General features: G+C 58.5%; 27 protein-coding genes and 1 tRNA gene. 13 read left to right on the forward strand and 15 right to left on the reverse strand.

Features of this window, described 5'->3' with window-relative positions:
- Positions 1-294 precede the first annotated feature (294 nt).
- The 8 genes from LYZ69_02020 to LYZ69_02055 form a co-directional block, all read right to left on the reverse strand.
- A complete protein-coding gene (locus LYZ69_02020; GenBank protein MDV3277227.1) occupies positions 295-1,464 on the reverse strand; it encodes an MFS transporter in 1,170 nt (389 codons plus the stop codon).
- Positions 1,465-1,466: 2 nt separating this feature from the next.
- On the reverse strand, positions 1,467-2,465 hold the full coding sequence (locus LYZ69_02025; GenBank protein ID MDV3277228.1) for an alpha-ketoacid dehydrogenase subunit beta: 999 nt from the start codon (positions 2,463-2,465) through the stop codon (positions 1,467-1,469).
- Positions 2,466-2,473: 8 nt separating this feature from the next.
- Entirely contained in the window at positions 2,474-3,499 is a 1,026-nt protein-coding gene (locus LYZ69_02030) for a thiamine pyrophosphate-dependent dehydrogenase E1 component subunit alpha (protein ID MDV3277229.1), read from the reverse strand.
- 13 nt (positions 3,500-3,512) lie between these two features.
- Positions 3,513-3,929, reverse strand: a complete 417-nt coding sequence (locus LYZ69_02035; protein ID MDV3277230.1) for a hypothetical protein — start codon at positions 3,927-3,929, stop codon at positions 3,513-3,515.
- Complete coding sequence (locus LYZ69_02040) at positions 3,930-4,337, reverse strand: SCP2 sterol-binding domain-containing protein (GenBank protein ID MDV3277231.1); 408 nt, start codon at positions 4,335-4,337, stop codon at positions 3,930-3,932.
- A gap of 26 nt (positions 4,338-4,363) precedes the next feature.
- A complete protein-coding gene (locus LYZ69_02045) occupies positions 4,364-5,392 on the reverse strand; it encodes an alcohol dehydrogenase catalytic domain-containing protein (GenBank protein ID MDV3277232.1) in 1,029 nt (342 codons plus the stop codon).
- A gap of 310 nt (positions 5,393-5,702) precedes the next feature.
- Positions 5,703-5,969, reverse strand: a complete 267-nt coding sequence (locus tag LYZ69_02050) for a type II toxin-antitoxin system RelE/ParE family toxin (GenBank protein ID MDV3277233.1) — start codon at positions 5,967-5,969, stop codon at positions 5,703-5,705.
- On the reverse strand, positions 5,966-6,193 hold the full coding sequence (locus tag LYZ69_02055) for a ribbon-helix-helix domain-containing protein (GenBank protein ID MDV3277234.1): 228 nt from the start codon (positions 6,191-6,193) through the stop codon (positions 5,966-5,968). The genes LYZ69_02050 and LYZ69_02055 overlap by 4 nt, the downstream gene beginning before the upstream one ends.
- 301 nt (positions 6,194-6,494) lie before the next feature.
- On the opposite strand from LYZ69_02055, the gene LYZ69_02060 reads away from it, so the two are divergent.
- Positions 6,495-7,502 carry a hypothetical protein gene (locus LYZ69_02060; protein MDV3277235.1) on the forward strand — a complete coding sequence of 336 codons (1,008 nt, stop codon included), beginning with the start codon at positions 6,495-6,497 and terminating at the stop codon, positions 7,500-7,502.
- Between the two features lie 228 nt (positions 7,503-7,730).
- Here LYZ69_02060 and LYZ69_02065 read toward each other — a convergent pair whose 3' ends face one another.
- From LYZ69_02065 to LYZ69_02080, 4 genes are all read right to left on the reverse strand, one after another.
- Positions 7,731-8,108 (reverse strand): type II toxin-antitoxin system VapC family toxin, encoded by a 378-nt coding sequence (locus tag LYZ69_02065; protein ID MDV3277236.1) that lies wholly within the window; start codon positions 8,106-8,108, stop codon positions 7,731-7,733.
- Positions 8,105-8,323, reverse strand: coding sequence for a hypothetical protein (locus LYZ69_02070; GenBank protein MDV3277237.1), 219 nt, complete (start codon positions 8,321-8,323; stop codon positions 8,105-8,107). Before LYZ69_02070 ends, LYZ69_02065 begins: the two co-directional genes overlap by 4 nt.
- A gap of 56 nt (positions 8,324-8,379) precedes the next feature.
- Positions 8,380-8,487 (reverse strand) — tRNA-Lys (locus LYZ69_02075).
- A 43-nt stretch (positions 8,488-8,530) separates the two neighbouring features.
- Positions 8,531-9,382, reverse strand: a complete 852-nt coding sequence (locus tag LYZ69_02080; protein MDV3277238.1) for a deoxyribonuclease IV — start codon at positions 9,380-9,382, stop codon at positions 8,531-8,533.
- A gap of 596 nt (positions 9,383-9,978) precedes the next feature.
- Between LYZ69_02080 and LYZ69_02085 the strand changes: the two genes are divergently transcribed.
- A complete protein-coding gene (locus LYZ69_02085; protein MDV3277239.1) occupies positions 9,979-10,356 on the forward strand; it encodes a hypothetical protein in 378 nt (125 codons plus the stop codon).
- 236 nt (positions 10,357-10,592) lie between these two features.
- On the opposite strand, the gene LYZ69_02090 is transcribed toward LYZ69_02085, so the two are convergent.
- Together LYZ69_02090 and LYZ69_02095 are read right to left on the reverse strand one after the other, a co-directional pair.
- Positions 10,593-10,991: a Mov34/MPN/PAD-1 family protein gene (locus LYZ69_02090; GenBank protein ID MDV3277240.1), complete on the reverse strand. Its 399-nt coding sequence runs from the start codon at positions 10,989-10,991 to the stop codon at positions 10,593-10,595.
- An 8-nt stretch (positions 10,992-10,999) separates the two neighbouring features.
- The gene (locus tag LYZ69_02095) at positions 11,000-11,587 is read right to left on the reverse strand and encodes a gamma-glutamyl-gamma-aminobutyrate hydrolase family protein (GenBank protein ID MDV3277241.1); all 588 of its coding nucleotides are present in this window, start codon (positions 11,585-11,587) and stop codon (positions 11,000-11,002) included.
- Between the two features lie 118 nt (positions 11,588-11,705).
- On the opposite strand from LYZ69_02095, the gene psmA reads away from it, so the two are divergent.
- The 9 genes from psmA to LYZ69_02140 are packed head-to-tail and all read left to right on the forward strand — an operon-like array spanning position 11,706 to position 17,304.
- A complete protein-coding gene (gene psmA, locus LYZ69_02100) occupies positions 11,706-12,452 on the forward strand; it encodes an archaeal proteasome endopeptidase complex subunit alpha (GenBank protein MDV3277242.1) in 747 nt (248 codons plus the stop codon).
- A gap of 16 nt (positions 12,453-12,468) precedes the next feature.
- Complete coding sequence (locus LYZ69_02105; GenBank protein ID MDV3277243.1) at positions 12,469-13,206, forward strand: ribosome assembly factor SBDS; 738 nt, start codon at positions 12,469-12,471, stop codon at positions 13,204-13,206.
- A gap of 10 nt (positions 13,207-13,216) precedes the next feature.
- Complete coding sequence (locus LYZ69_02110; protein ID MDV3277244.1) at positions 13,217-13,894, forward strand: exosome complex protein Rrp4; 678 nt, start codon at positions 13,217-13,219, stop codon at positions 13,892-13,894.
- On the forward strand, positions 13,884-14,636 hold the full coding sequence (locus LYZ69_02115; GenBank protein MDV3277245.1) for an exosome complex exonuclease Rrp41: 753 nt from the start codon (positions 13,884-13,886) through the stop codon (positions 14,634-14,636). The genes LYZ69_02110 and LYZ69_02115 overlap by 11 nt, the downstream gene beginning before the upstream one ends.
- An 8-nt stretch (positions 14,637-14,644) precedes the next feature.
- Positions 14,645-15,451, forward strand: a complete 807-nt coding sequence (locus LYZ69_02120) for an exosome complex protein Rrp42 (protein MDV3277246.1) — start codon at positions 14,645-14,647, stop codon at positions 15,449-15,451.
- Entirely contained in the window at positions 15,451-15,669 is a 219-nt protein-coding gene (locus tag LYZ69_02125) for a 50S ribosomal protein L37 (protein MDV3277247.1), read from the forward strand. The genes LYZ69_02120 and LYZ69_02125 overlap by 1 nt, the downstream gene beginning before the upstream one ends.
- On the forward strand, positions 15,647-15,883 hold the full coding sequence (locus tag LYZ69_02130; GenBank protein MDV3277248.1) for a hypothetical protein: 237 nt from the start codon (positions 15,647-15,649) through the stop codon (positions 15,881-15,883). The genes LYZ69_02125 and LYZ69_02130 overlap by 23 nt, the downstream gene beginning before the upstream one ends.
- 23 nt (positions 15,884-15,906) lie before the next feature.
- On the forward strand, positions 15,907-16,281 hold the full coding sequence (locus tag LYZ69_02135) for a prefoldin subunit beta (protein MDV3277249.1): 375 nt from the start codon (positions 15,907-15,909) through the stop codon (positions 16,279-16,281).
- A gap of 15 nt (positions 16,282-16,296) precedes the next feature.
- Entirely contained in the window at positions 16,297-17,304 is a 1,008-nt protein-coding gene (locus LYZ69_02140; protein MDV3277250.1) for a DHH family phosphoesterase, read from the forward strand.
- 3 nt (positions 17,305-17,307) lie between these two features.
- Here the strand turns inward: LYZ69_02140 and idi are convergent, their stop codons facing one another.
- Positions 17,308-17,862, reverse strand: a complete 555-nt coding sequence (gene idi, locus LYZ69_02145; GenBank protein ID MDV3277251.1) for an isopentenyl-diphosphate Delta-isomerase — start codon at positions 17,860-17,862, stop codon at positions 17,308-17,310.
- A gap of 58 nt (positions 17,863-17,920) precedes the next feature.
- On the opposite strand from idi, the gene LYZ69_02150 reads away from it, so the two are divergent.
- Positions 17,921-18,937, forward strand: coding sequence for a zinc-binding dehydrogenase (locus LYZ69_02150; GenBank protein ID MDV3277252.1), 1,017 nt, complete (start codon positions 17,921-17,923; stop codon positions 18,935-18,937).
- A gap of 5 nt (positions 18,938-18,942) precedes the next feature.
- A complete protein-coding gene (locus LYZ69_02155) occupies positions 18,943-19,713 on the forward strand; it encodes a hypothetical protein (GenBank protein ID MDV3277253.1) in 771 nt (256 codons plus the stop codon).
- Positions 19,714-19,739 lie beyond the last annotated feature (26 nt).

Consider the following 19,739-nt stretch of genomic DNA (forward strand, 5'->3'; position numbering starts at 1 on the left):
ATCCGAAGGGGGACAGGGGAATCGAACCTGAATGGATGCGGGCCCGACGGGACACGCTTCAAAAATGAAGCTAGAAATGGGTTCGAATGACAGGTTCATGCCTCAATGGACTCGAACCCCCTGCGCTAATCCGAGAACTCACATCGAATATCTGACGAAGCGTTAGCACGGGCCCGATGGGGCCCGACCTTGCACTCGGTCGAAAAGAGGATATTGAACCGTGGCACGTCGAGAGCTTGTTCAGATGCTCGGATCTGCGTTGGCTCCTGTTCACCAGGCAGGTTTTCTTTCGCTTTACTTGGCTCGTAGGAGCAACGCAAAGATCAAAGAGGCGAGTGTAAGAGCGGAGGACAGGAAGAAGAGGGGCTCCCAGCCGGACGATATGGATACAACTTCGTAGGCCAGAATCAGGACGAGCCCCCCCATTTGCGAGAACTCCCATACGACTGCATTCGCCACTCCCACAGCCCGCCCCTCCAAAGAGCGTGCGGATAGCTCCAGCCCCAGGGGCAGCGCCGAGACGAAGAAGAATCCGAGGACGAGGAGTACCACCGCGATTAGAATGGTCTCGGTGAGGACACCCAGAAGGTACCACAGCACACTGGAGGCGGCGAGGCAGACAAGCAGAGGACGTTTCAATGTGTGGTACCTATCGGCAAGAGCAGGAATCACGACCGACCCGATGACTCCTCCGATGATCAGTAGGCTGCCTAGTGGACCCGCCAGGTCCGCGCCGATGCTCTTCGTGGCGAGCATGGGTTGAATCCATGTGGCGACGGCGTTGAAAATCCCAAGACCGATGAAGAACAGGATTGACAGGACGACGATATTCTTGTTCCGCAATACGTCGAGGATTCGGGTGACAGTGACACGTTCTTCCACCTCGACGCCCTTCTTTCTCTCTTTGCCGAGTACGTAGAAGGCTAGCAGGGCTAAGAGAGACAGGCCGCCGTAGGCGAGGAGAGCTGGGACGAACCCCAACATCTCGACCAAGGATGGTGTCAGTCCGAGGCCTATGAGGATGCCAATGAACAAAGAAAGGGTCCCGATGCCCGTTGCCAGAGCAGCTTCGCTTTCTGGGAACCAGGCCCTGACAAGCTTGGAGATGCTGTTGAGGATGAATGGTTGCCCGAGGCCGCCGACGGCCTGTAACGCCAACACCATCGGGAAGCTGGACGAAAGGGAGCGTGTCACGCCGGAGAAGGCCAGCAATGCCGCCCCCAAGAGTACCGCGCGGCGGAAGCCAAAGGCGTCGATGACGTAACCCGCAGGTATTGACATGATGACATACACGAGGAGGTAGACGGCCGAGAGGAGACCAACGTCGCCTACGGACACCCCGAATACATTCGACGCCTGAGAATCTATAGGTGAGAATGTGATCCACAGAACTTGAGACACGATTCCCGTGAGCATGTAGGCAGCCAGGACACCCCATCGGGACGAGGCCGGTGCGGCTTCCACTGTCACATCAACTCCTTGATAGCATCGAGGATGCGGTCCGCGCTCGGCAGAACGGCCTGCTCCAAAGGCTCAGAGAAAGGAACAGGAACGTCGGGATTCGCAACACGTGCGAAGGCCTGCATGGCTGTGCGCGTGGCGTTGTCCTCTTCAAGGACTGCCGCGATCTCTCCAGACAGACCGTAGCTCCGGTAGTCCTCGTCCACGACGACCACGCGTCGGCTTTTCAGGGCCGAGGTTCGCACCGCCTCAGCATCGAGGGGCTTCAGGGACCGGAGGTCGATTACCTCGACATCCGCGCCAAACTCCTTGGCATGCTCGGCTGCCTCCAGCGCCAAGTGCACGCCATAGCCGACACTGACGACGGTGACATCTCTCCCCTCACGCGCGACCTTTGCCTTCCCGATGGGGACCGTGTATGGCTCCTCTGGCACTGGACCCCGGGTTCCGTAGGCCATGAAGGGGACACCGTACAGCTGCTTGTGCTCCAGAAACAGGACAGGCGAATCCTCCCGAGCTGCCTGGAGCAGGAGCCCCTTCGCGTCGAAGGGGTCGCTGGGCACCAAGACCTTCAGTCCAGGGAAATGGGCAAAGATTCCGTAAAGAACTTGGCTTTGCTGGGCTGCGTCACCGTAGTAACCACCGATGGGCGCGCGAATCACGATTGGCAGGCGGATCTGACCCCCGCTCATGTACGAAAGCTTCGCCATGTGGTTTCCAATTGCGTCCATTCCGAGGAGGGCGAAGTCGATCATCTGGATTTCGACAATTGGACGGAGGCCGCCCATGGCCATGCCGACGCTCATACCAAGGAACCCCGCTTCGCTGATGGGCGTGTCGATTACACGGTCCTTGCCGAACGCATCCTGAAGTCCCCGAGTCACCCAGAACGCTCCGCCCATCTGGCCGATGTCTTCACCCAGGAGCACAACGTGATGGTCCGCCTCAAGGAGCTGCCTCAAAGCCTCGTTGATCGCTTCATACATGTACAGTTCGCGATTCATGCGGCTCCTCACCCAACACCGCTGTATGCCTCGTCGGCCGGCGGAAAAGGGGACGAGGCAGCGTACTCGAGGGCTTCTTGGACCTGCTTGGCTGCCTCTTTGCGAAGCTGTTCGTCTTTGGATTCGTCGAGCACGCCCTGGCTGAGAAGCGTCGCTCTCGTCACTGCGATGGGGTCCCTCTCCACCAGTTTCGCTTTTTCTTTCGCACTCCGGTAGTCCTCGAAGTCTACTACCTCGACGTGTCCCGAGAGTCGCGGCACTTTGAACTCCACCAAGATGGGGCGCGAGCCTGACATGACGTCTTTCACGACTGTGGAGGCGAAGGCGTAGACCGCATTCGCATCGATGCCGTCCATCGTATAAGACGCAATATTGAACCCGCGCGCCCTTGCGGCCAGAGGCTGAACTGAAGAATGGGTCGACGAAGGTGTGCTGAATGCGAACTCGTTGTTCTCCACGACGAGGAGGAGGGGGAGGCCCCAGATGGAGGCGATGTTGAAAGTTTCCATTACGCCCCCCTGATGGAGCGCGCCATCTCCCATGAAAGCAAGGGTCGGAGTGCCCCTGCCAAGAAGCTTTGAGGCGAAAGCGTAGCCTGCGCCAATGGGAACGGAAGCACCTACGATGCTGGTGGCTGCGAATCCTCTCGAAAGGTCCGTGAGATGCATGTGCCCTCCCTTTCCCTTGCACACTCCTGTCGCCCGACCATAGATCTCCGCAGCAACGGCCTTGAGGTCGAGGCCCTTCGCTACGGCGAGGGCGTGGCTTCGATAGTGTGAGGAGACGAAACACGGTTCTGCGGCCGCGACTGCGCCGACGGCGACCGCTTCATGACCCATGGATAGGTGGAGCTCACCTCGAAACTCGAGGTTCTCGTACGCTGTCCGTAGTCGCTCATCTAGAGTCCTCGAGAGGACCATCTTCCGGTACAGTTCGATAGCCACGGAGTCAGGGATGTCGTCCTGCGCCGAGACTGGCTCCTCCTCTACGGGCGAGACCTTCTGGCAGGTGTAGCCCACACGCACATCATTCACCGGGGGAGTTGCGTCACAGGAAGACCAGCCCTGCCGCGAGAGCAAACACGCCGAGGAATGCCGTGAAGACGTTGATCACCAGTTCCACCTGCATCGCGCCGTTGGTCGGAACGAGGGAGTACAGGCCGTTCTCAAAGTTAAAGGTGATGTCCATGAAGGCGAGGAACAAGATCGAGGCGCCGCTTGCCGCGAGGAAGAAGGGCCCCTTCAGAGAATCTCCGCGCAAGATGTAGAACACGGCTAGGAGAGAAGCCAGGGCGGCCCAGCCATCAGCAACGGGGAAGGCGTCCTCGAACTTCGTGTACCAGACTTCGTTCGTGACCTGCGTTCCGCCGCCCGTGAAGTAGGTGACCCAGTATGCCGTGGTCCCCACGACGAAGACGAGAAGTAGTATCACGAGAGCGTAGCCCAGCGCTCCCCCAATGTCCATTTACTCCACGCCCTTCAGGCTGTCCTTCTGGTATTCGCCCAGGAACTCGGTCGGGATGGTCCGCAGAACCTCGAGCCATCGGTCAGTGGACTTGGACATCTTGAGGATTGTCGCCAGGTTCCCCTTGAGCCGGAGCTTCCTCGTCAGGAACGCCCGCGTGACGCTTTGCTTTCCCAGGAGGATACTCACCCAGATCCCGTAGGGTGCTGATATTACTATGTTGGTGGGCCGCTCCCCCTCCCAAATCTCCGTAATGGGGCCGTCCTCGGTTCGGTAGCCGATAACCCGCCGCTCCGTCACGCCCTTTGCGGGCTCGGGCTCGATGACCATAGTATAGCCGAGGCTCTCCCCCTTGGCCAAGCCCAGGTATGTCTGATCCGCATTGGTCCTTCTCTGAACTTCCTCCAAGTAACCTTTGGAACCGAACGTGTACATCACATTTCCCCTCCAATCGCGACCACCACCTTGCCGTCGGTAGATGTAGGTCTTGCCAAAGACGGAATCGCCTCCCGCACGGCCGCCTTGATTCCGTGGGTGGTCTTCGTGACTATTGCGGTAGCATGGATGACGCCTCTGCTGAGGAGGTCGATTGCGACAGGAACCTCGTTGAAGCCGAGGTAGCTGCCGCGCACACTGATTTCGGAGAGGACCATGCGAAGGTAGTCCGCTGTGGCCTTATCCTCGATGAGCCCTATTACGATGATATCGCCCCCAGGAGCCACAAGGTCGTAGGCCATCTCAGCAGCCTTCCCCGCACCCGCTGCCACAAAGACTACATCGAATCCCTTCGCATCGGTCAAAGCATCTGCCATTGAGCCAGGGTTCTCCTCTGCGGGATTGATGAGGTGGTCTGCGCCGACCTTGCCAGCTAGGGCTAGCCGAGCCGGGTTCGTCTCGAAGGAGGCGACCTTAGAAGCGCCGGAGGTCTTGAGGAGGTCTATTAACAGAAGGCCGATGGGCCCCGCACCTACAACGGCTGCCGCGTCTCCTGGCCCAAAGGCTGAGATTTTGACCGCGTGGACGACATTGCTGAGTGGGTCGATGAGTGGTCCGTGGGCAGGCTCGATGCTCAAGGGGAGCTTGTGGACGGTCCACGCCGGAACGCGAATGCGCTCCGCCAGTGCACCGTCTGTGTTGATACCGATCATGGCGAGGTCTTCGCACAAGCTCGGTCTACCGACACGGCATGCGTGACATGCCCCACAGGGGACTACGGCGTTCGCAGTCACGTAGTCCGATTCTCTGACTGAGGTGACATCGCTACCGACTGCTTCCACTATCCCCACGAACTCATGTCCTATTATCGTCCCCTCGGCGTAGCCGCCCTTGTTGAAAGCCTCAACGTCGGAGCCACATATGCCGACAAAAGAAGGGCGGATGAGGATGTCCTCCCTACCGACCCGAGGAACCTCGCGGTCTTCCGTTCGGATGTCGCCCGGCCCGTAGTATACGGCGGCCAGCAATTCGCTTCATTAACATGCGGTGTGTTGCATGTAATAAGGTTTGGCTCGCCATGAAGGGCCCTGTTTCATTTTCGGGTGTTGCACGCTCGGGAGTCCCTCGTCACCACTCGATAACGAAACAGAAGCATATCGTATGGCAACAAAATAAAATGGTATGAACGTGCAGACGGGATCAAATCCGAAGAGCGTCAAGGGAGTCGAACCCGAACAGATGCGGGCCCGACGGGAGCCGCACCGAAATCGGTGCTGGAAATGGTACTGAAACCCCTCGGGTTCGGTCCTGCGTGGGTTCGAACCGGATGAAATCGGTCTAGAACAACCTTGAGAACTGGTCGTACACGTTCTTCCTGTGTCCAATGTAAAGCACTACCACTTGGTTGGTCTGTCTGTCGATTTCATAGATCACTCTGTAATCGCCCACCCGAAGCCTCCAGAACTGCGATGGGTTCAGCGGGTCGCCCTTTTCCGGTGATCGTTCGAGTTCTCTAACGGACTCCAGGATTCTTCTCCCGATAGAAGGTTGGAGTTTCTTCAGAGATCTTGCTACCTTTGGGTGCAGCAAGACCTTGAAGCTCAAAAGACGTCCTCGAGTGAAATGAGAATCCTCGGATTCTTCCTTGCTTCCGCGCTTCTCTTCTGGAGGGTCTGATAGAACTTCCGGGTGCGCTCTCGTTCATTGTATAGAGCAACAATGGTCTTGATTGCCTCACTGCGGGTCGAGAACTTCCCTTCCGCAATCCAGCGGTCCAGTTCCTTGACTAGCTCATCTGGAATCCTTACTTGGACTTGGATCGTGGTCATTTCCTGTAAACAAGGATGTTTACGTGGATATAAGGGTTCTTACGAACTTTGCCGCGGGCCTGACGGGACCCGCTGTGAATTCACAACTGGAAATGGGTTCGAACTAACGGGTTCACGTCCTGATGGAGTCGAACTTGGTCCCAGGTAGTCTTGGTCGGACCAGTCACGGGCCCAGTTGGGGGTGGGCCCCAATCTGCTCGACATGTAGTCGAGAGGACTACGCGATGCTCGTTATTCTCCGGCTCGGAAAGAGTTTTCGTTCCTTAATTAGTCGGAGAACAAGGAGACGAGTGCTTGTCGAATGGCTAGATGGGAAGTCGAACGAGTGGTTCATTTCGATTTTGTAGCCGGCGACTTGTGCAAAGACGGATTCGTGCACTTCGGCTTTCATGACCGAGCCGGGAACCGGTACGTACTGGAGCACAAGAAGCACTTCCTCGGTCTTCTCGGCGAGGGTTGCAGGTTGGAGTGGACAGTGGCCGCTCATACCGTTTTCGAGGGCGTACGAAACATATCCACTACGCTTCAATTCCCGATTTACATTGACAGCATGCTCGACGGGACACTGGTAATATCAAACTTTGGAAGCAGCCTTCTCTACCGCATCAACGCAGACAGGAAGGAAGCCACACTTTTCGTCGATGGCTCGGCCATTGGGATGAAGCATGCTGGGAATTGCGTGGTCGACGATGAAGGGTTCGTCTGGGTCAATGAGGTTGAAGGTTGCAGGGTGTGGAGGTTTGATCCGGCAGGCAGGCCTGTGCTGATACTGGGAGACGGCCAACCGGGCTTCCAGCTAGAGGCAACGAGTTTCGAAGATGCCAGATTCAACTGGATTTACGACATTCGGAGAGGCCCAGATGGGAACGTCTACGTTCTCGACAGCAAGAACTTCGCAATCAGGATGATAGATGTCCGAGCTAGGCGCGTGCACACAATAGCGGGAACAGGGGTGGGAGGCTACGAGGGTGATGGCGGAGACGCCAGATTCGCAACGTTCGGCAGCAGCAGAACGGCACGCTTCAACGGCCCGATTTCGTTGTCCTTGGACGAGGAAGGCAACATCTTTGTGGGAGACCGATACAACTTCGTCGTTCGAATGATAGACAGGAAGACGAACGTCATTGACACAATTGCAGGTGACCATTCAAGAGGTAGTGAGGAGGCAAACGACCCGAGCCAGAGAAACCCTCTCAATTTGAATTTGCCCAAGATCAGCAGCATGGACTACCATGGCGGCCGTCTATTTGTTCCGACCGACTTGGCAGCGGACACAGGTGACTTGGCTGTGCTAAGGAGGTCGAGATAGGCGGGGACGAGCGCATGTACTGCGACCTGGACCCGGTTTGGCACCGGGCGGAGAACGCAAAAGATGCTAAGCCTTGGCGGTTCACAGTGAGCATGTTCCGCGGGCCCGACGGGAACCGCACCAAAATCGGTGCTAGAAATGGTACCGAAACCCCCCGGGTTCGGTCCGGCATGGGTTCGAACCCGGCAGTCTGTGAATTCCGGCTATGGACTGTTGTTGGATTCATTACTAGTTGCCCGCTTCGCTCCGCAACAGCTCGGTCTGACGTCTGTCGAAGGTCGCGAGCTCGGAGCCCAATTCCAGCGCCAGCGCCACGAAAATTGTATCGTAGATGGGCCGCCTGTATTTCGCCGCAAGTGAGTATGCTTTCTCCATGAGCTCCTTCCCCGGGCGAATTACGCGGATTCTGCCGGATTCTATCAACTCGTGAAGTATGGACACATAGGGTGCCCCGTTCTTCAAGTCTTTGAGCAAGCATTGGTGTTTCCAGATGGAGTTGGCGGTTTCGTACACAGCCAGATCAACGGTGAGAAGGAAATCTTCCTCGAGAAGCCCCTTTCTCTTCAGCAGCCCTTCGGTTATGTAGCTGCTGTCCGCGACTCTCAACGCTTTCGGTCCTCATTGATCAACCTGACTTCGTCGGCGGACGTGGTTTCAATTGGGTCCCTTCGCTGGAGTGCCTCTAGCTTTCCGATGAGTTCCCGAGATTTCTTCGTGTTCAGGTAGAGTTCGAGCGCCTCCCTGACGGACTGCGAAAGCGTTCCCTGCTTGAGAAGTCTCTTCTTCTCCTCCTCGGAAATTCTGACTGTTATGGTGGGCATGTCGTACAATACGTACGACATACTGTCTTAAGCTTTTCCCATTCGGCATGGTTCTGCGGGCCCGACGGGAGTCGAACCCGTTTAGGGGCATGCGCTGACCCTCGGGTTAAAAGCCCGATGCTCTACCTGGCTTCTCTCCCATTGCGGATCTGAGCTACGGGCCCGCGACAATCTTCGATTGCGAGTGATATTTATCGTGAGCAGGCATCAGGCGAGAAGTCCCCGCACGGTGGCCATGCTCTCACGTTCCCCCCTGAGGTCTCTGTAGGGCGTCTCCAGTATTATGGGCCTCTCGAGGATGCCGGGATAGCGCAGGAACGCCTTCATCCCCATCCGCCCTATCTTCCCCTTCCCTATGTTCTCGTGCCTGTCCAGGCCGCTGCCTAGTGGTCCTTTCGAATCGTTCAGGTGGACAACCTTGAGCCTCTCGTAGCCGACGAGCTCGTCGAAGATTCTCATCGTCTGTTCCACCGCAGCCCGGCTGGAGAGGTCGAAACCTGAGGCGAAGGCGTGGCAGCTGTCCAGACACACGCCCAACCTCTCACTCTTTCCTACTAGGTCGAGTATCTGCTTCAGCTCCTCGAACCTCGCGCCCACGCAGTTCTTCTGCCCAGCCATGTTCTCAAGAAGGATCGTCGTGTCGCCTCTGCTCCCGGCTATCGCCTCGCTGCATGCCTCTGCCACGTTCCTCACGCCGACCATCGTTCCCTTGCCCAAGTGACTTCCGAGGTGTGTCACCACGTACTCGATGCCCAGGAGGTCGCACCGCCTGACCTCCTCGTTCAGAGCGTGCCTGCTCGCCTTCGTCGTGACCCGGTCCGGAGACGCGAGGTTGGGGAGGTAAGGCATGTGGGCGACGACCTTCCTGAACTTCGAAGACCTCCTCTTCTCCAAGAAGGCTGATATCTGTTCGTCTGCAAGTGGTTTGAACTTCCATCCGCGCGGGTTGCGCGTGAAGATCTGGAAAGTTGTGCAACCGGCTTCGACCGCCCTGTCGAACGCAAGGTCGAGGGACTCGGCAATCGAGACGTGGAGCCCGATCATCGGTTCCCCTTTCATCTGACGGAATGGCACGGGGCGGGTTTATTGGCGTTTCCAGCCCAAGCCCGCGCGTTCTGTTCTACTGGTTGGGCTCTTTGTTCTCTGTCTGCGGTGGCGGTTGTGTCTGCGGCCGGGTACCAACGAGCGGTCGCCTCGGCGCAGTCCGTCGCTTGTAAGTCGTGCCGCTCCTTCTGAGTGGTGTCAGTCCGGGAGATGACGACTGGGAGACAACTGGCTGCGATGGGACTGGTGGCGGTTGTACGCTCTCGTACAGCACTGGGAGAGGAGACGGGGCTGGCTCGATTGGCGACGGGCCCGAGACTACCCGCTCGGAGGTCGAGGCGGGCTCCCGCCCGTTGCTCCTCGAGCGACCGAGGTAGCCTTTGCGGGTCGCCAGCAGCACCAGCGCGCATCCGACGCCGGCACCAATCAGGATTAGTGCAATTTCCAAAGCCATGATGGTCCATGATACTCGCCCAGGAACACTTCAGAGACGGAGTCTAAGATGGTGAACAATCGCCTCATCTTATCTCGACCCGCGAAAGAAGGGAAGCTCTCGTGTTTTGCGACGTTCCGTTTATATCGAACCGAGACCATAGACATTGTGCTCAGGAATGATGCAGGTCCAGTACGAGAAGATCTGCACGGAGATATTCAAGTTCGACAGGAGGGTGCGGTCCGCGTCAATCCTGGACGAATCAGGGCGGACCATAGCGGGCGGTATGAAGAAGGGCATACCTTCGCTCGAGCCGCAGAGCGAGGACCTGAGGCTTATTGCCAACATCACAATTCAGCTCAGCACGGACAGGACTTGGGACAAGTACTTCGGAAAAATCCAGTTCACCTTCATCAAGCGGGAGAAGGTGAACATCATGACGTTCAACATGGGGAACAAGCTGGTCCTCGTCTCGACAGAACCTGACTTCACGCTTCAGCAGGCCCAGGACCTGAGAAATCAAATCGTGACAACGCACTCCGCCGATTTCGGATAAAGAAAGATAAGTAACGGGCCTAGTTCAGACCTAGCTCTGGGAACTTCGCCTGCGCGAGCCCTAGCTCCTGTTGGAGCGTCCTGATTCTTTCAGCGTACTTCTTCATGTCTTCCAGGTTTTTCTGAACCTTGGCCACCTTGTAGCCCCGCCACGCCTTCTTCAGGGCTCCCCAAGTCTGACCTCTGCTATACTGGGACGAGGTGAACCACCGATTTGATATCGGCCTCTAAAGCTATTTAACGTTGATGACCCGCATTCACTTCGAAGGGAATCCTGCTTCCATCCTTGTCGTAGACGCCGAGGCACGACTCGTCGTTGTATGGGAAGCCCATGATTACCATCACCCTGCCTGAGGCGTGCAGCAGGTCCTCATGCGACGGTACAGCGCGTCCCGACGGATGGGAGTGGGCGACACCAAGGTACGACATGTCGACCGGCAGCATGAACCAGTTGAACGAGGAGTAGCTCCTTGCATGCACCGCCGCCGGAGGGACCATCACGCTTGTCACCTCTGCGACTCCCTTCTTCGCCTTTCCTCGGAGCAGCAGTATCCCCTCGTTCGGATGGGCCATCTTCGAGTAGGACAGGAGGCTGTCCACGACCTCGCGAGTGAAGATCACTTTCTGGATTGCCATGCCAGCGCCTACGCCAGGCCCCTGACGAAGTTCGAGACCACGAGGTTGCCGTCTGGCTTCACGGGACTGTTCCTTTCTGGATGGAACTGGAGGCCGTAGATGGGCAGGCTGGAGTGCCTCATGGTGGCTATCGCGCTGCTCGGGCTCTTGGCCAGCAGACGGAAGCGCTCAGGGAGAGTCTCCACCGCCTCGTGGTGAGACTCGAAGACCGTCATCCTCCCAAGTAGGCCGGCAAAGAGCGGGTCTCTGGCGAGCACTTCAGTCTCGACGAACTTCAATGTGTGGATGCCGTTCTTGACCACGTTCGAGCCGAACGCCCGACCGATGAGCTGGTGCCCGAAGCAGATGCCCAGGACCGGAACCCTGGCCTCGATGACCGCCCCTGCCTCCGCAGAGAACTTCCTCTGGGTGCGCTCCTCGGAGAGCATGTCTGGTGCGCCGCTGAGCACGACGCCATCATATCCGTTGAACAACTTGGCGGACGACTCGCGCCAGCCGCCTACGGACACCTTGGCGCCGTTCGCCTCCAGCGAATTCTTCAACCTCCAGAACCTCTCCAGCGAGGGATAGTTGTTGACTGCCAGGACCCTGACCATGAAGAGATAAGCCGAGACCCTCTGCGGATATGAACCTTTAAGCGGCAGAACCTCCGAGCGGGAAAAGAGTTTAAAAGCAGTCGGACGAGCGTCCGACAAAAGGAGTAAAGAAAACAAATTGTTTGCACCTTCGGCTGGATACGACAGGGCGATCACAATCTTCTCGCCCGACGGCAGGCTCTACCAAGTTGAGTACGCCCTCGAGACAGTAAGGAGGGGGAGCCTTGCGGTGGGAGTGAAGACAAAGAAGGGCGTCGTGCTCGCGGTTGAGGAGAAGGGAAGGAAGCTCCAGAGCGGCGACTCTGTGGTCAAGATGTTCCAGATCGACGACCACATCGGCGCAGTCGGCGCAGGCTACATACCAGACGCCAGGATCCAAGTGGACAACGCAAGGGTGATGGCGCAGAGCAACAGGCTGATCTACGACGAGCCTGTCGACGTCGAGTCGATTGCCAAGAGAATCGCCGACATGAACCAGCAGTACACGCAGTACGCTGGCGTCAGGCCGTTCGGCGTCTCCCTGATCATAGCCGGGGTCGACGAGAACAGCGGACCCGTGGTCTATCTCACAGACCCCACGGGCACCTACTCCGGGTTCCACGCAATTGCCATCGGGCAAGGCAGCGACCAGGTCAACGACTACCTGGAGAAGAACTACCAGGAGGAACTCTCGTTGGATGAAGCCGTGACTCTAGCCATCGAATGCATCTACCTAGTGAGCGAGGACAAGGTGGGGACTGCACACATCAAGGTGTCGGTCGTCGATACCGAGTCCAAGAAGATGAGGAGGCTCAGCGAGGCAGATGTGGCGAAGAGCGCGTCCGGCGCCAAGACACGGTCTGACAAGCCCCCCAAGAGCTCCTAAGGGACGATGCTGACGTATGAGCGGGTTCTCTCACACCTCAGGCCAGACTAGGGCGAGGACGAAGGAGTCTACGAAGCTCACGAGCGTCCGGCTCGTGCTGGAAGGACAGCATTTCGAGATACTCGTTAACCCAGACGCAGCGCTCAGCTTCAAGCAGGGCAAGAACGTCGAGCCTTCCCAAGTCATAGTCATCGACGAGGTCTACTCGGACTCGACCAAGGGTCTGAGGGCGGGGAGCGAGAAGCTGAGGAAGTTCCTCAACACTGACGACGAGGCGAAGGCAGCGCTAGAGGTGCTGAAGCGTGGGGAACTGAACCTGACCCAGGAGCAGAGGAAGAGGCTGACCGAAGAGAAGAGGAGGGCGATAATAGCGATAATCTCCAAGAACTTCGTCGACCCCAAGACGATGCTCCCTCACCCTCCACTTCGAATCGACCACGCGATGCAGGAGGCGAGGGTGGCCGTCGACCCCTTCCAGGACGCCAACGAGCAGACCAAAGTCGTCATCGAGAAGCTCAGGACGATACTGCCGCTGAAGTCGGAGAAGGTCAAGCTTCAGGTGAAGGTCGCTCCCCAATACTCTGGGCAGACGATAGGGATACTGAAGAACTTCGGGGACATCCTGAAGGAGGACTGGGGTGCTGACGGGACGCTCTCCGCAATAGTAGAAATACCAGCTGGTGGACAGCCCGGCCTGCTGGACCGCCTCGGTTCGACGACAAAGGGCGCGGCCCAGGTTACAGTAGTGAAGTGAGAATATGCCAATGGTAGAAAGGAAACAAGTGATTCCCGGAGACGTCATAGCCAAGGGAGACTATCAGTTCGGGAGCTACGTGGAGAAGAGGGGCGACGAGTACGTCGCACTAAGGGTCGGACTTGCAGAGGTGAGCAGAGACGGTATCAAGCTGAACCCCTTCACAGGGCCGTACATGCCCAAGGCGGAGGACCTTGTGATAGGCAAGGTGACAGACATGAACGGGTTCGGATGGATAGTCGACATCAACTCGGCGTTCTTCGGCTACCTCCCCGCCTCGTTCGTCTTCGGGAGAGAGTTCTCGCCCTCGACCCACGACCTGTCCACCAAGTTCAAGGTCGGCGATGTCATAGGCTGCAAGATAGAGTCGTTCGACAGGTCAAGGGACCCTCAGCTCAGCATCCGGGGGCACGGGTTCGGGAAGATTCCGAAGGGTGAGATCGTTAAGATATCACCGATCAAGGTGCCGAGGCTGATTGGACGGAGTGGGGCGATGATCAACATGATAAGCGAAAGGACAGAGTGCGAGGTAATGGCAGGGCAAAACGGCGTAGTCGTGATCACAGGTCCACCAGATGGGACCCTCAAGGCTGTGGCCGCGATCAAGATGATAGAGGAGGAGACGCACGCGGCCGACCTCGGAAGGAGGGTCGAGGAGTTCTTGGGAGGGGCGAAGGTTGGTAGCTGAGAAGAAGCTGATCGACAAGAAGGGAAACAGGCTCGACGGAAGAAAATGGAACGAGCTCAGGCCGGTAAAGATGGAAGTCGGCGTCCTCAAGAACGCTGACGGCTCCGCCTACATCGAGTGGGGAAAGAACAAGATCATGGCTGCAGTCTATGGCCCGAAGGAGGTCCACCCTAAGCACCAGGTCCTGCCGGACAGGGCGCTTGTGAGGTCGAGGTATCACATGGCACCCTTCTCGGTGGACGAGAGGAAGAACCCTGCGCCGTCGAGGAGGGAGATAGAGATCTCCAAGGTGATAAGGGAGGCCCTGGAGCCTGCAATCATAGTCGAGGACTACCCTAGGACCGCGATAGAGGTCTGGGTCGAGGTGCTGCAGTCGGACGGAGGGTCGAGGGTGGCGGGGATAACCGCCGCGTCGCTCGCGCTGGCTGACGCTGGCATCAACATGAGGGACATGGTCGTCGGCTGCTCCTGCGGGATAATAGAGGACCAGGTCGTCGCTGACTTGGACGACACTGAGGACAAGGAGGGCTCGGGAGACATGCCCGTGGCCATCATGCCGAACCTGAACCAGGTGACACTGCTCCAGGTTGACGGCATCTACACGAAGGAGAACTTCAAGAAGGCGTTCGAGCTCGCGATTGAGAAGGGGAGAGAGGTCTACACGATGCAGCGCGCGGCCCTGACAAAGAAGTTCTTCGGGGGCGACGCGACGACTGTGCCCACAGAGGCGGAGAGCGAGTAGCGATGTCAATGAAGAAGAACTACGTTGTCGAGACGATCCGGAAGGCGCAGATGGTCGAGCTCCTCTCCAAGGGGAAGAGGCTCGACGGGAGGGCTCTGGACGAACACAGACCGATAAAGATTCAGACTGGCGTGATACAGAAGGCAAACGGCTCGGCGATTGTGAACTTGGGGAACACCGAGGTGGTAGCCGGAGTGAAGATCGCCACCGGAACGCCTTTCCCGGACACGCCGGACAAGGGGCTCCTCGTTGTGAACGCGGAGATACTCCCCCTGGCCTCGGCCTACGCCGAAGCCGGGCCTCCCAGCCCGGAAGCGATAGAGCTGGCCAGGGTTGTTGACAGGGGCGTCAGGGAGTCGGAGATGGTGGACCTCACAGAATTGTGCTTGGTGCCTGGCAAGACCGTCGTCACCGTATTCGTGGACGTCAACATAATGAACGTCGACGGCAACCTCTTCGACGCGACAAGCTACGCAGTCGTCTCCGCCCTCAGGACAGCGAAGATGAACAAGTACGTCGTCGAGGACGAGAAGGTGAAGGCCAAGGAAGAGAAGGTGCCTGTGCCAGTCGAGAAGACCCCTGTCTCAGTCACGCTTGCAAGGATAGGAGACGCGCTCGTCGTCGACCCCAACTCCGAAGAGGAGGGGGCGATGGACATGAGGATAACCATCACCACGGATGACGAAGGCAACGTCTGCGCCAGCCAGAAGGGCGAGGCGAGCACCATCACTCCCGCCCAGGTGCTGCAGGCCGCGGACACCTCCATCAGGCTAGGCAAGGAGATCAGGAAGGCAATACTGGAGGCGACAAAGTAGTGCCGAAGGTGAAGGAGAACGTGAGGGGGCTGGGCGCAAAGTACGGCGGGACGCTCAGGAAGAGGTACGCGAGGATCCACAGGACGCTGAAGGCGGCCAGGGAGTGCCCTTCCTGCTCCAGCATGAAGCTGAGACGCAGCGCCTCTGGCATCTGGAGGTGCGGCTCGTGCGGCTACACTGTCGCGGGCGGCGCGTATGACCTCAGCCAGAAGACGTAGCGACCCGATCGAGTCAATCCATCTGAAGATTTCGCTCAAGACAGATAGGGCCACTGCCAGCAGGGTCAAGCAGGCCTTCCCGTCGGCCAGGCTGAAGGGCGGGATTTGCGAGCTGACGATAGAAGGGAAGGAACCTTCCGAGGTCGCTGCGAAAGCGAGGGAGATGACGGAAAAGCTGCAAACCGTCATCACGCCGCCGAAAGGCTTTAAGTAGCCAAGCGAGCCGTCACGCCGAAATTGAGCCAGCCTGAGCTCCCGCCTTACCTGAGGGAACAGCTCGCGAGGTTCGACCAGACTCAACAGAACCTCCAGGCAGTGCTGATACAGAAGCAGCAGGTGGAACTCGAGCTCGCGGAGACGGAGAAAGCGCTGGAGGAACTGACGAAGGCCTCCGACTCCGAGGCGATTTACAAGTACGCGGGCAACCTGTTGATCAAAGTGCAGAAGGTGGCAATCGTGAAGGAGCTGACTGAGAAGAAAGAGCTGGGAGGCACTCGGAAGATGGTGCTAGCGAAGCAGGAGAGCAGGTTCAGAGAGAGCCTGAAGGAACTTCAGACGAAGATAGACGAAGCAGTGAAGGGCAAGGCGCCGCAGGCTGCAGAAGGAGAGTAGCAGGGCCCGGCCTCGTTGACAAGGACCGAGCGCTCGAAGAGATTCCCGTTCGTCGAACCGAAATCTGTGAGAAAGGCCGCCATAGTCTGCCATAGGAACGCAGACGCGGACGCGTACCTCTCCGCCTTCGCTCTGTCGAAGCTGCTGAGGGCCTTGGCACCTCGCTGCAGGGTTGACATAGCGACGCCAGGCGGGATGACCCTCCTTACCACCAAGCTCAGCCAGAAGTTCAGGCACAGGACCGTGACAGAGAGCGACCAGGAGTACGACCTCTACGTCGCAGTCGACGTCGGCGACGCGGAACTCCTGAAGGGCTGGAGGGACAAGATGGCAGCGAGCGGAGCCGAGAGGATTCTAGTGGACCACCACCCGTACAGGGAGGCTGGTGTCTACGACCACATGCTCGTCGACGAGAGCGCCACCTCTGCAGCCGAGATGGTCTTCAGGCTCTTCGACGAGCTGAAGGTGCGGATCGACAGGCAGACCGCCCAAGCCCTGCTCGAAGGCATCCTGTTCGACTCCTCCCACCTGGCGATCGCGGGCGAGGGGGCGCTCAGGGCGGCAGTTCGGCTTGTGGACAGGGGGGCGGACCTGCAGGAGGCCAGAAGGGCCCTCAGGTCAGAGCCGGACCGCGGGGAGGTTCTGGCGAAGCTGAAGGGGGCCCAGCGGCTCAAGATCTTCAAGCTCGGGAGCTGGGTCGCAGCGACGAGCCTGGTCGGCTCGTTCCAGGCACACGTGGCAAGGTCGCTCCTCTTCCTCGGCGCAGATGTTGCCGTCGTAGGCGGCACCTCGGATGGGGAGACGAGGGTCAGTCTCAGAGAGACCCAGAGGTTCCTCGACGCCACGAAGGTCAAGCTTGGAACAGACGTGGCAGAGGTTGTCGCCACCAAGCTGGGGGGGCACGGCGGCGGACACGCGACTGCAGCTTCCTTCTCGTGCTCGGCTGGAGAGGAGGACGGTGTCAAGCTCGCCCTCGAAAGGGTGGGCGAACTTCTGAAGGAGCAATCAGAAGAGCTGAAGTGAGGTCTAAGCACCGTATTTCTTCGAGGCTGGGCTTCTCAGGAACCCTTCCATAGAGAGCTTGAGCCACGGCGTATAGGAAGCTGTGTCCGCCTTCAGCGCCGATTGGAGTTCCTTTATCGTAACCCACTTGATGGAGTCTATCTCTTCCGGGTTCGGCCTGACCTTTCCGTCGAAGTCCCCGACTAGCAGCCTGCAGAACTCGTTCTCAGCCCACTTGCCCTGCGGAGCGAAGTAGACGAACGAGTGGACGTCGCTCAGGTCCCCGAACTTTGCGTTCAACTCCTGCATCCCCTTCCGGGCAGCGGCCTGGGCGTACGACTCCCCGGGGTACACATGGCTCGTGAACGAGACATCCCAGGCGCCCGGCCAGAGAGTCTTCTGCGCGGCCCTTTGCTGCAGGAGGAGCTTTCCGCCGTGGAAGAGGAAGACTGTGAACGCCCTGTGCCGCCGCCCATTGCCGAGGTGGCAGTTCTCCCGCGTGTCAGTGCCTATCTCGCTGTCATTCTCGTCGACCAGGACGAGGATCTCTTGCTTGGGCGATAAGAGCTGACTGCCCATGTCCTGTCGTCAGCAATTCTGGGACACTTATATAACTCACGCCGTCGCGATGAACTACATGAAGGTCGCCCTCCTCTCAGAATACAGAAAGATTGAGACGAAGGAGATGCCGGAGCCTGAGATAGGACCTCACGACATCATGTTCAGGGTGATGGCCTGCGGAATCTGCCCCAACGACTACAGGATATACGCCGGACTGGTGACTTGGAAGAAGCCGCCCACGACTTTGGGCCACGAGCCAGCGGGCGTGGTCGTGAAGGTCGGGAGCGATGTGAAGGGGTTCAAGGTCGGCGACATGGTGGCGGGGGACGGCAGCACTAGGTGCGGCCATTGTAGGTTCTGCGTCGCGGGAAGAGAGAACCTTTGTGTGAACAGGAGAGCAGTCGGGAGCGGGTCGATTGCGGAGTTTGCAGCGGGAAACGAGATCTGGATGAACAAGTTCAGCCACGCAACCTTTGAAGAGGAGGCCTTCACGGAGCCGCTTTCCTGCGTGATTAACGGGATTAAGAACTCACGGGTGAAGATGGGGGACAGAGTGGCCATAGTGGGCGCGGGGCAGATAGGGCTGATGCACATGCAGATGGCCAACTTGCTGGGGGCGAAGACGATTGTGATCGACATCAAGGAGGAGAGGCTGTCGTTCGCGGGGAGGCTGGGTGCGACCCACGTGGTCAACTCGTCGACGACTGACCCCGTCGCGAAGGTCAAAGAACTCACGGGCGGGGACGGAGCGGACAAGGTCATTGTGGCTATAGGCAACGCGCAGGCGATAGAAACAGGATTCCAGCTGGTCTCTCCGATGGGTTCGGTGAACCTTTTCGCGTCGACGAATCCGCCCATGAAGGTCTCCTTCGACCCGAACCTCGTTCATCACAGCGAAGTTTCGATGATAGGCAGCTACGACAAGACGAGGAGCGAGCTCAGGGAGGCGACAAGGTTGATCGACGAAGGCAAGATAGACGTCAAGACGCTCATCACACACCGCTACGACCTCGAAGAGACTGGAGAGGCTCTCAGAATGCTCGAGAAGGGAGCCGGGGTCAAAATCATGGTAATGCCGAACGGAGGGAGCTAATCGGGATGCCCACAGACGTCGGAACGCGAATTAGGCTGAGGCGGATCTTCAGGGGAGACGGAAGGACGGTCGTCGTGGCCCTGGACCATGGGTCCTTCATGGGGCCGGCGCCTGGTTGGGTCGACCCCTCGCCCACGCTGGAAGCCGTTGTCAGGGGAGGCGCGGATGCGGTGATGACCACTCTCGGCGTGGTCCAGAAGTACGGCCACATTGCCGCGGGCAGGTCGGGCATCATCCTGTCGACTCCGATGTCGACGAACATGGACGCTACGGTCGACGTTGCAATGAAGCTGGGGGTCGACGCGTTGAAGATATTCGCGACCGTGGGCGGACCAGAGGAGCCGGCGACCATGGCGAGCCTCTGGAGCACATCTCTGGCTTGCAAGCAGAAGGGGCTGCCCCTGCTCGCGGAGATGTTCCCGGTCAAGAGCGAGAAGGTTCCGAACCCGACAGACAGGGACGTCATCGCGAAGTATGGCAGGATTGGCGCAGAGATGGGGGCAGATTTCATCAAGACTTTTTACACCGGGAGCGTGGAGTCCTTCAAGTACGTCTCGGCCTCGTGCCCGGTCCCAGTGATAATCCTCGGGGGAGCGAAGATGGACACAGATAGGGACGTGCTTCAGGTCGTGAAGGACGCAATCGGCGCAGGCGCGGGCGGAGTCGCGTTCGGGCGCAACATCTGGCAGCACAAGAACCCGGAGGCCATTACGAGGGCCATATCGGGTGTCGTCCACGACGGTTGGAGCGTGGACGAGGCCCTGAGGCACCTGTAGTCTCTTGAAGGACCGCGAAGAGATGG

The organism is Nitrososphaerales archaeon (genome assembly GCA_032906765.1).
GTDB lineage: Archaea > Thermoproteota > Nitrososphaeria > Nitrososphaerales > Gagatemarchaeaceae > DASPPF01.

Bases quoted from the DNA above. Each gene is read 5' to 3' on its own strand.
- LYZ69_02055 (MDV3277234.1), bottom strand. From the start codon at position 6,193: ATGACCACGATCCAAGTCCAAGTAAGGATTCCAGATGAGCTAGTCAAG.
- LYZ69_02090 (MDV3277240.1), bottom strand. From the start codon at position 10,991: ATGGCAATCCAGAAAGTGATCTTCACTCGCGAGGTCGTGGACAGCCTC.
- LYZ69_02070 (MDV3277237.1), bottom strand. From the start codon at position 8,323: ATGCCCACCATAACAGTCAGAATTTCCGAGGAGGAGAAGAAGAGACTT.
- LYZ69_02095 (MDV3277241.1), bottom strand. From the start codon at position 11,587: ATGGTCAGGGTCCTGGCAGTCAACAACTATCCCTCGCTGGAGAGGTTC.
- LYZ69_02085 (MDV3277239.1), top strand. From the start codon at position 9,979: ATGATGCAGGTCCAGTACGAGAAGATCTGCACGGAGATATTCAAGTTC.
- LYZ69_02130 (MDV3277248.1), top strand. From the start codon at position 15,647: ATGACCTCAGCCAGAAGACGTAGCGACCCGATCGAGTCAATCCATCTG.
- LYZ69_02120 (MDV3277246.1), top strand. From the start codon at position 14,645: ATGAAGAAGAACTACGTTGTCGAGACGATCCGGAAGGCGCAGATGGTC.
- LYZ69_02110 (MDV3277244.1), top strand. From the start codon at position 13,217: ATGGTAGAAAGGAAACAAGTGATTCCCGGAGACGTCATAGCCAAGGGA.
- LYZ69_02025 (MDV3277228.1), bottom strand. From the start codon at position 2,465: ATGAATCGCGAACTGTACATGTATGAAGCGATCAACGAGGCTTTGAGG.
- LYZ69_02080 (MDV3277238.1), bottom strand. From the start codon at position 9,382: ATGAAAGGGGAACCGATGATCGGGCTCCACGTCTCGATTGCCGAGTCC.
- LYZ69_02105 (MDV3277243.1), top strand. From the start codon at position 12,469: ATGAGCGGGTTCTCTCACACCTCAGGCCAGACTAGGGCGAGGACGAAG.
- LYZ69_02060 (MDV3277235.1), top strand. From the start codon at position 6,495: ATGGCTAGATGGGAAGTCGAACGAGTGGTTCATTTCGATTTTGTAGCC.
- LYZ69_02155 (MDV3277253.1), top strand. From the start codon at position 18,943: ATGCCCACAGACGTCGGAACGCGAATTAGGCTGAGGCGGATCTTCAGG.
- LYZ69_02150 (MDV3277252.1), top strand. From the start codon at position 17,921: ATGAAGGTCGCCCTCCTCTCAGAATACAGAAAGATTGAGACGAAGGAG.
- idi (MDV3277251.1), bottom strand. From the start codon at position 17,862: ATGGGCAGTCAGCTCTTATCGCCCAAGCAAGAGATCCTCGTCCTGGTC.
- LYZ69_02035 (MDV3277230.1), bottom strand. From the start codon at position 3,929: ATGGACATTGGGGGAGCGCTGGGCTACGCTCTCGTGATACTACTTCTC.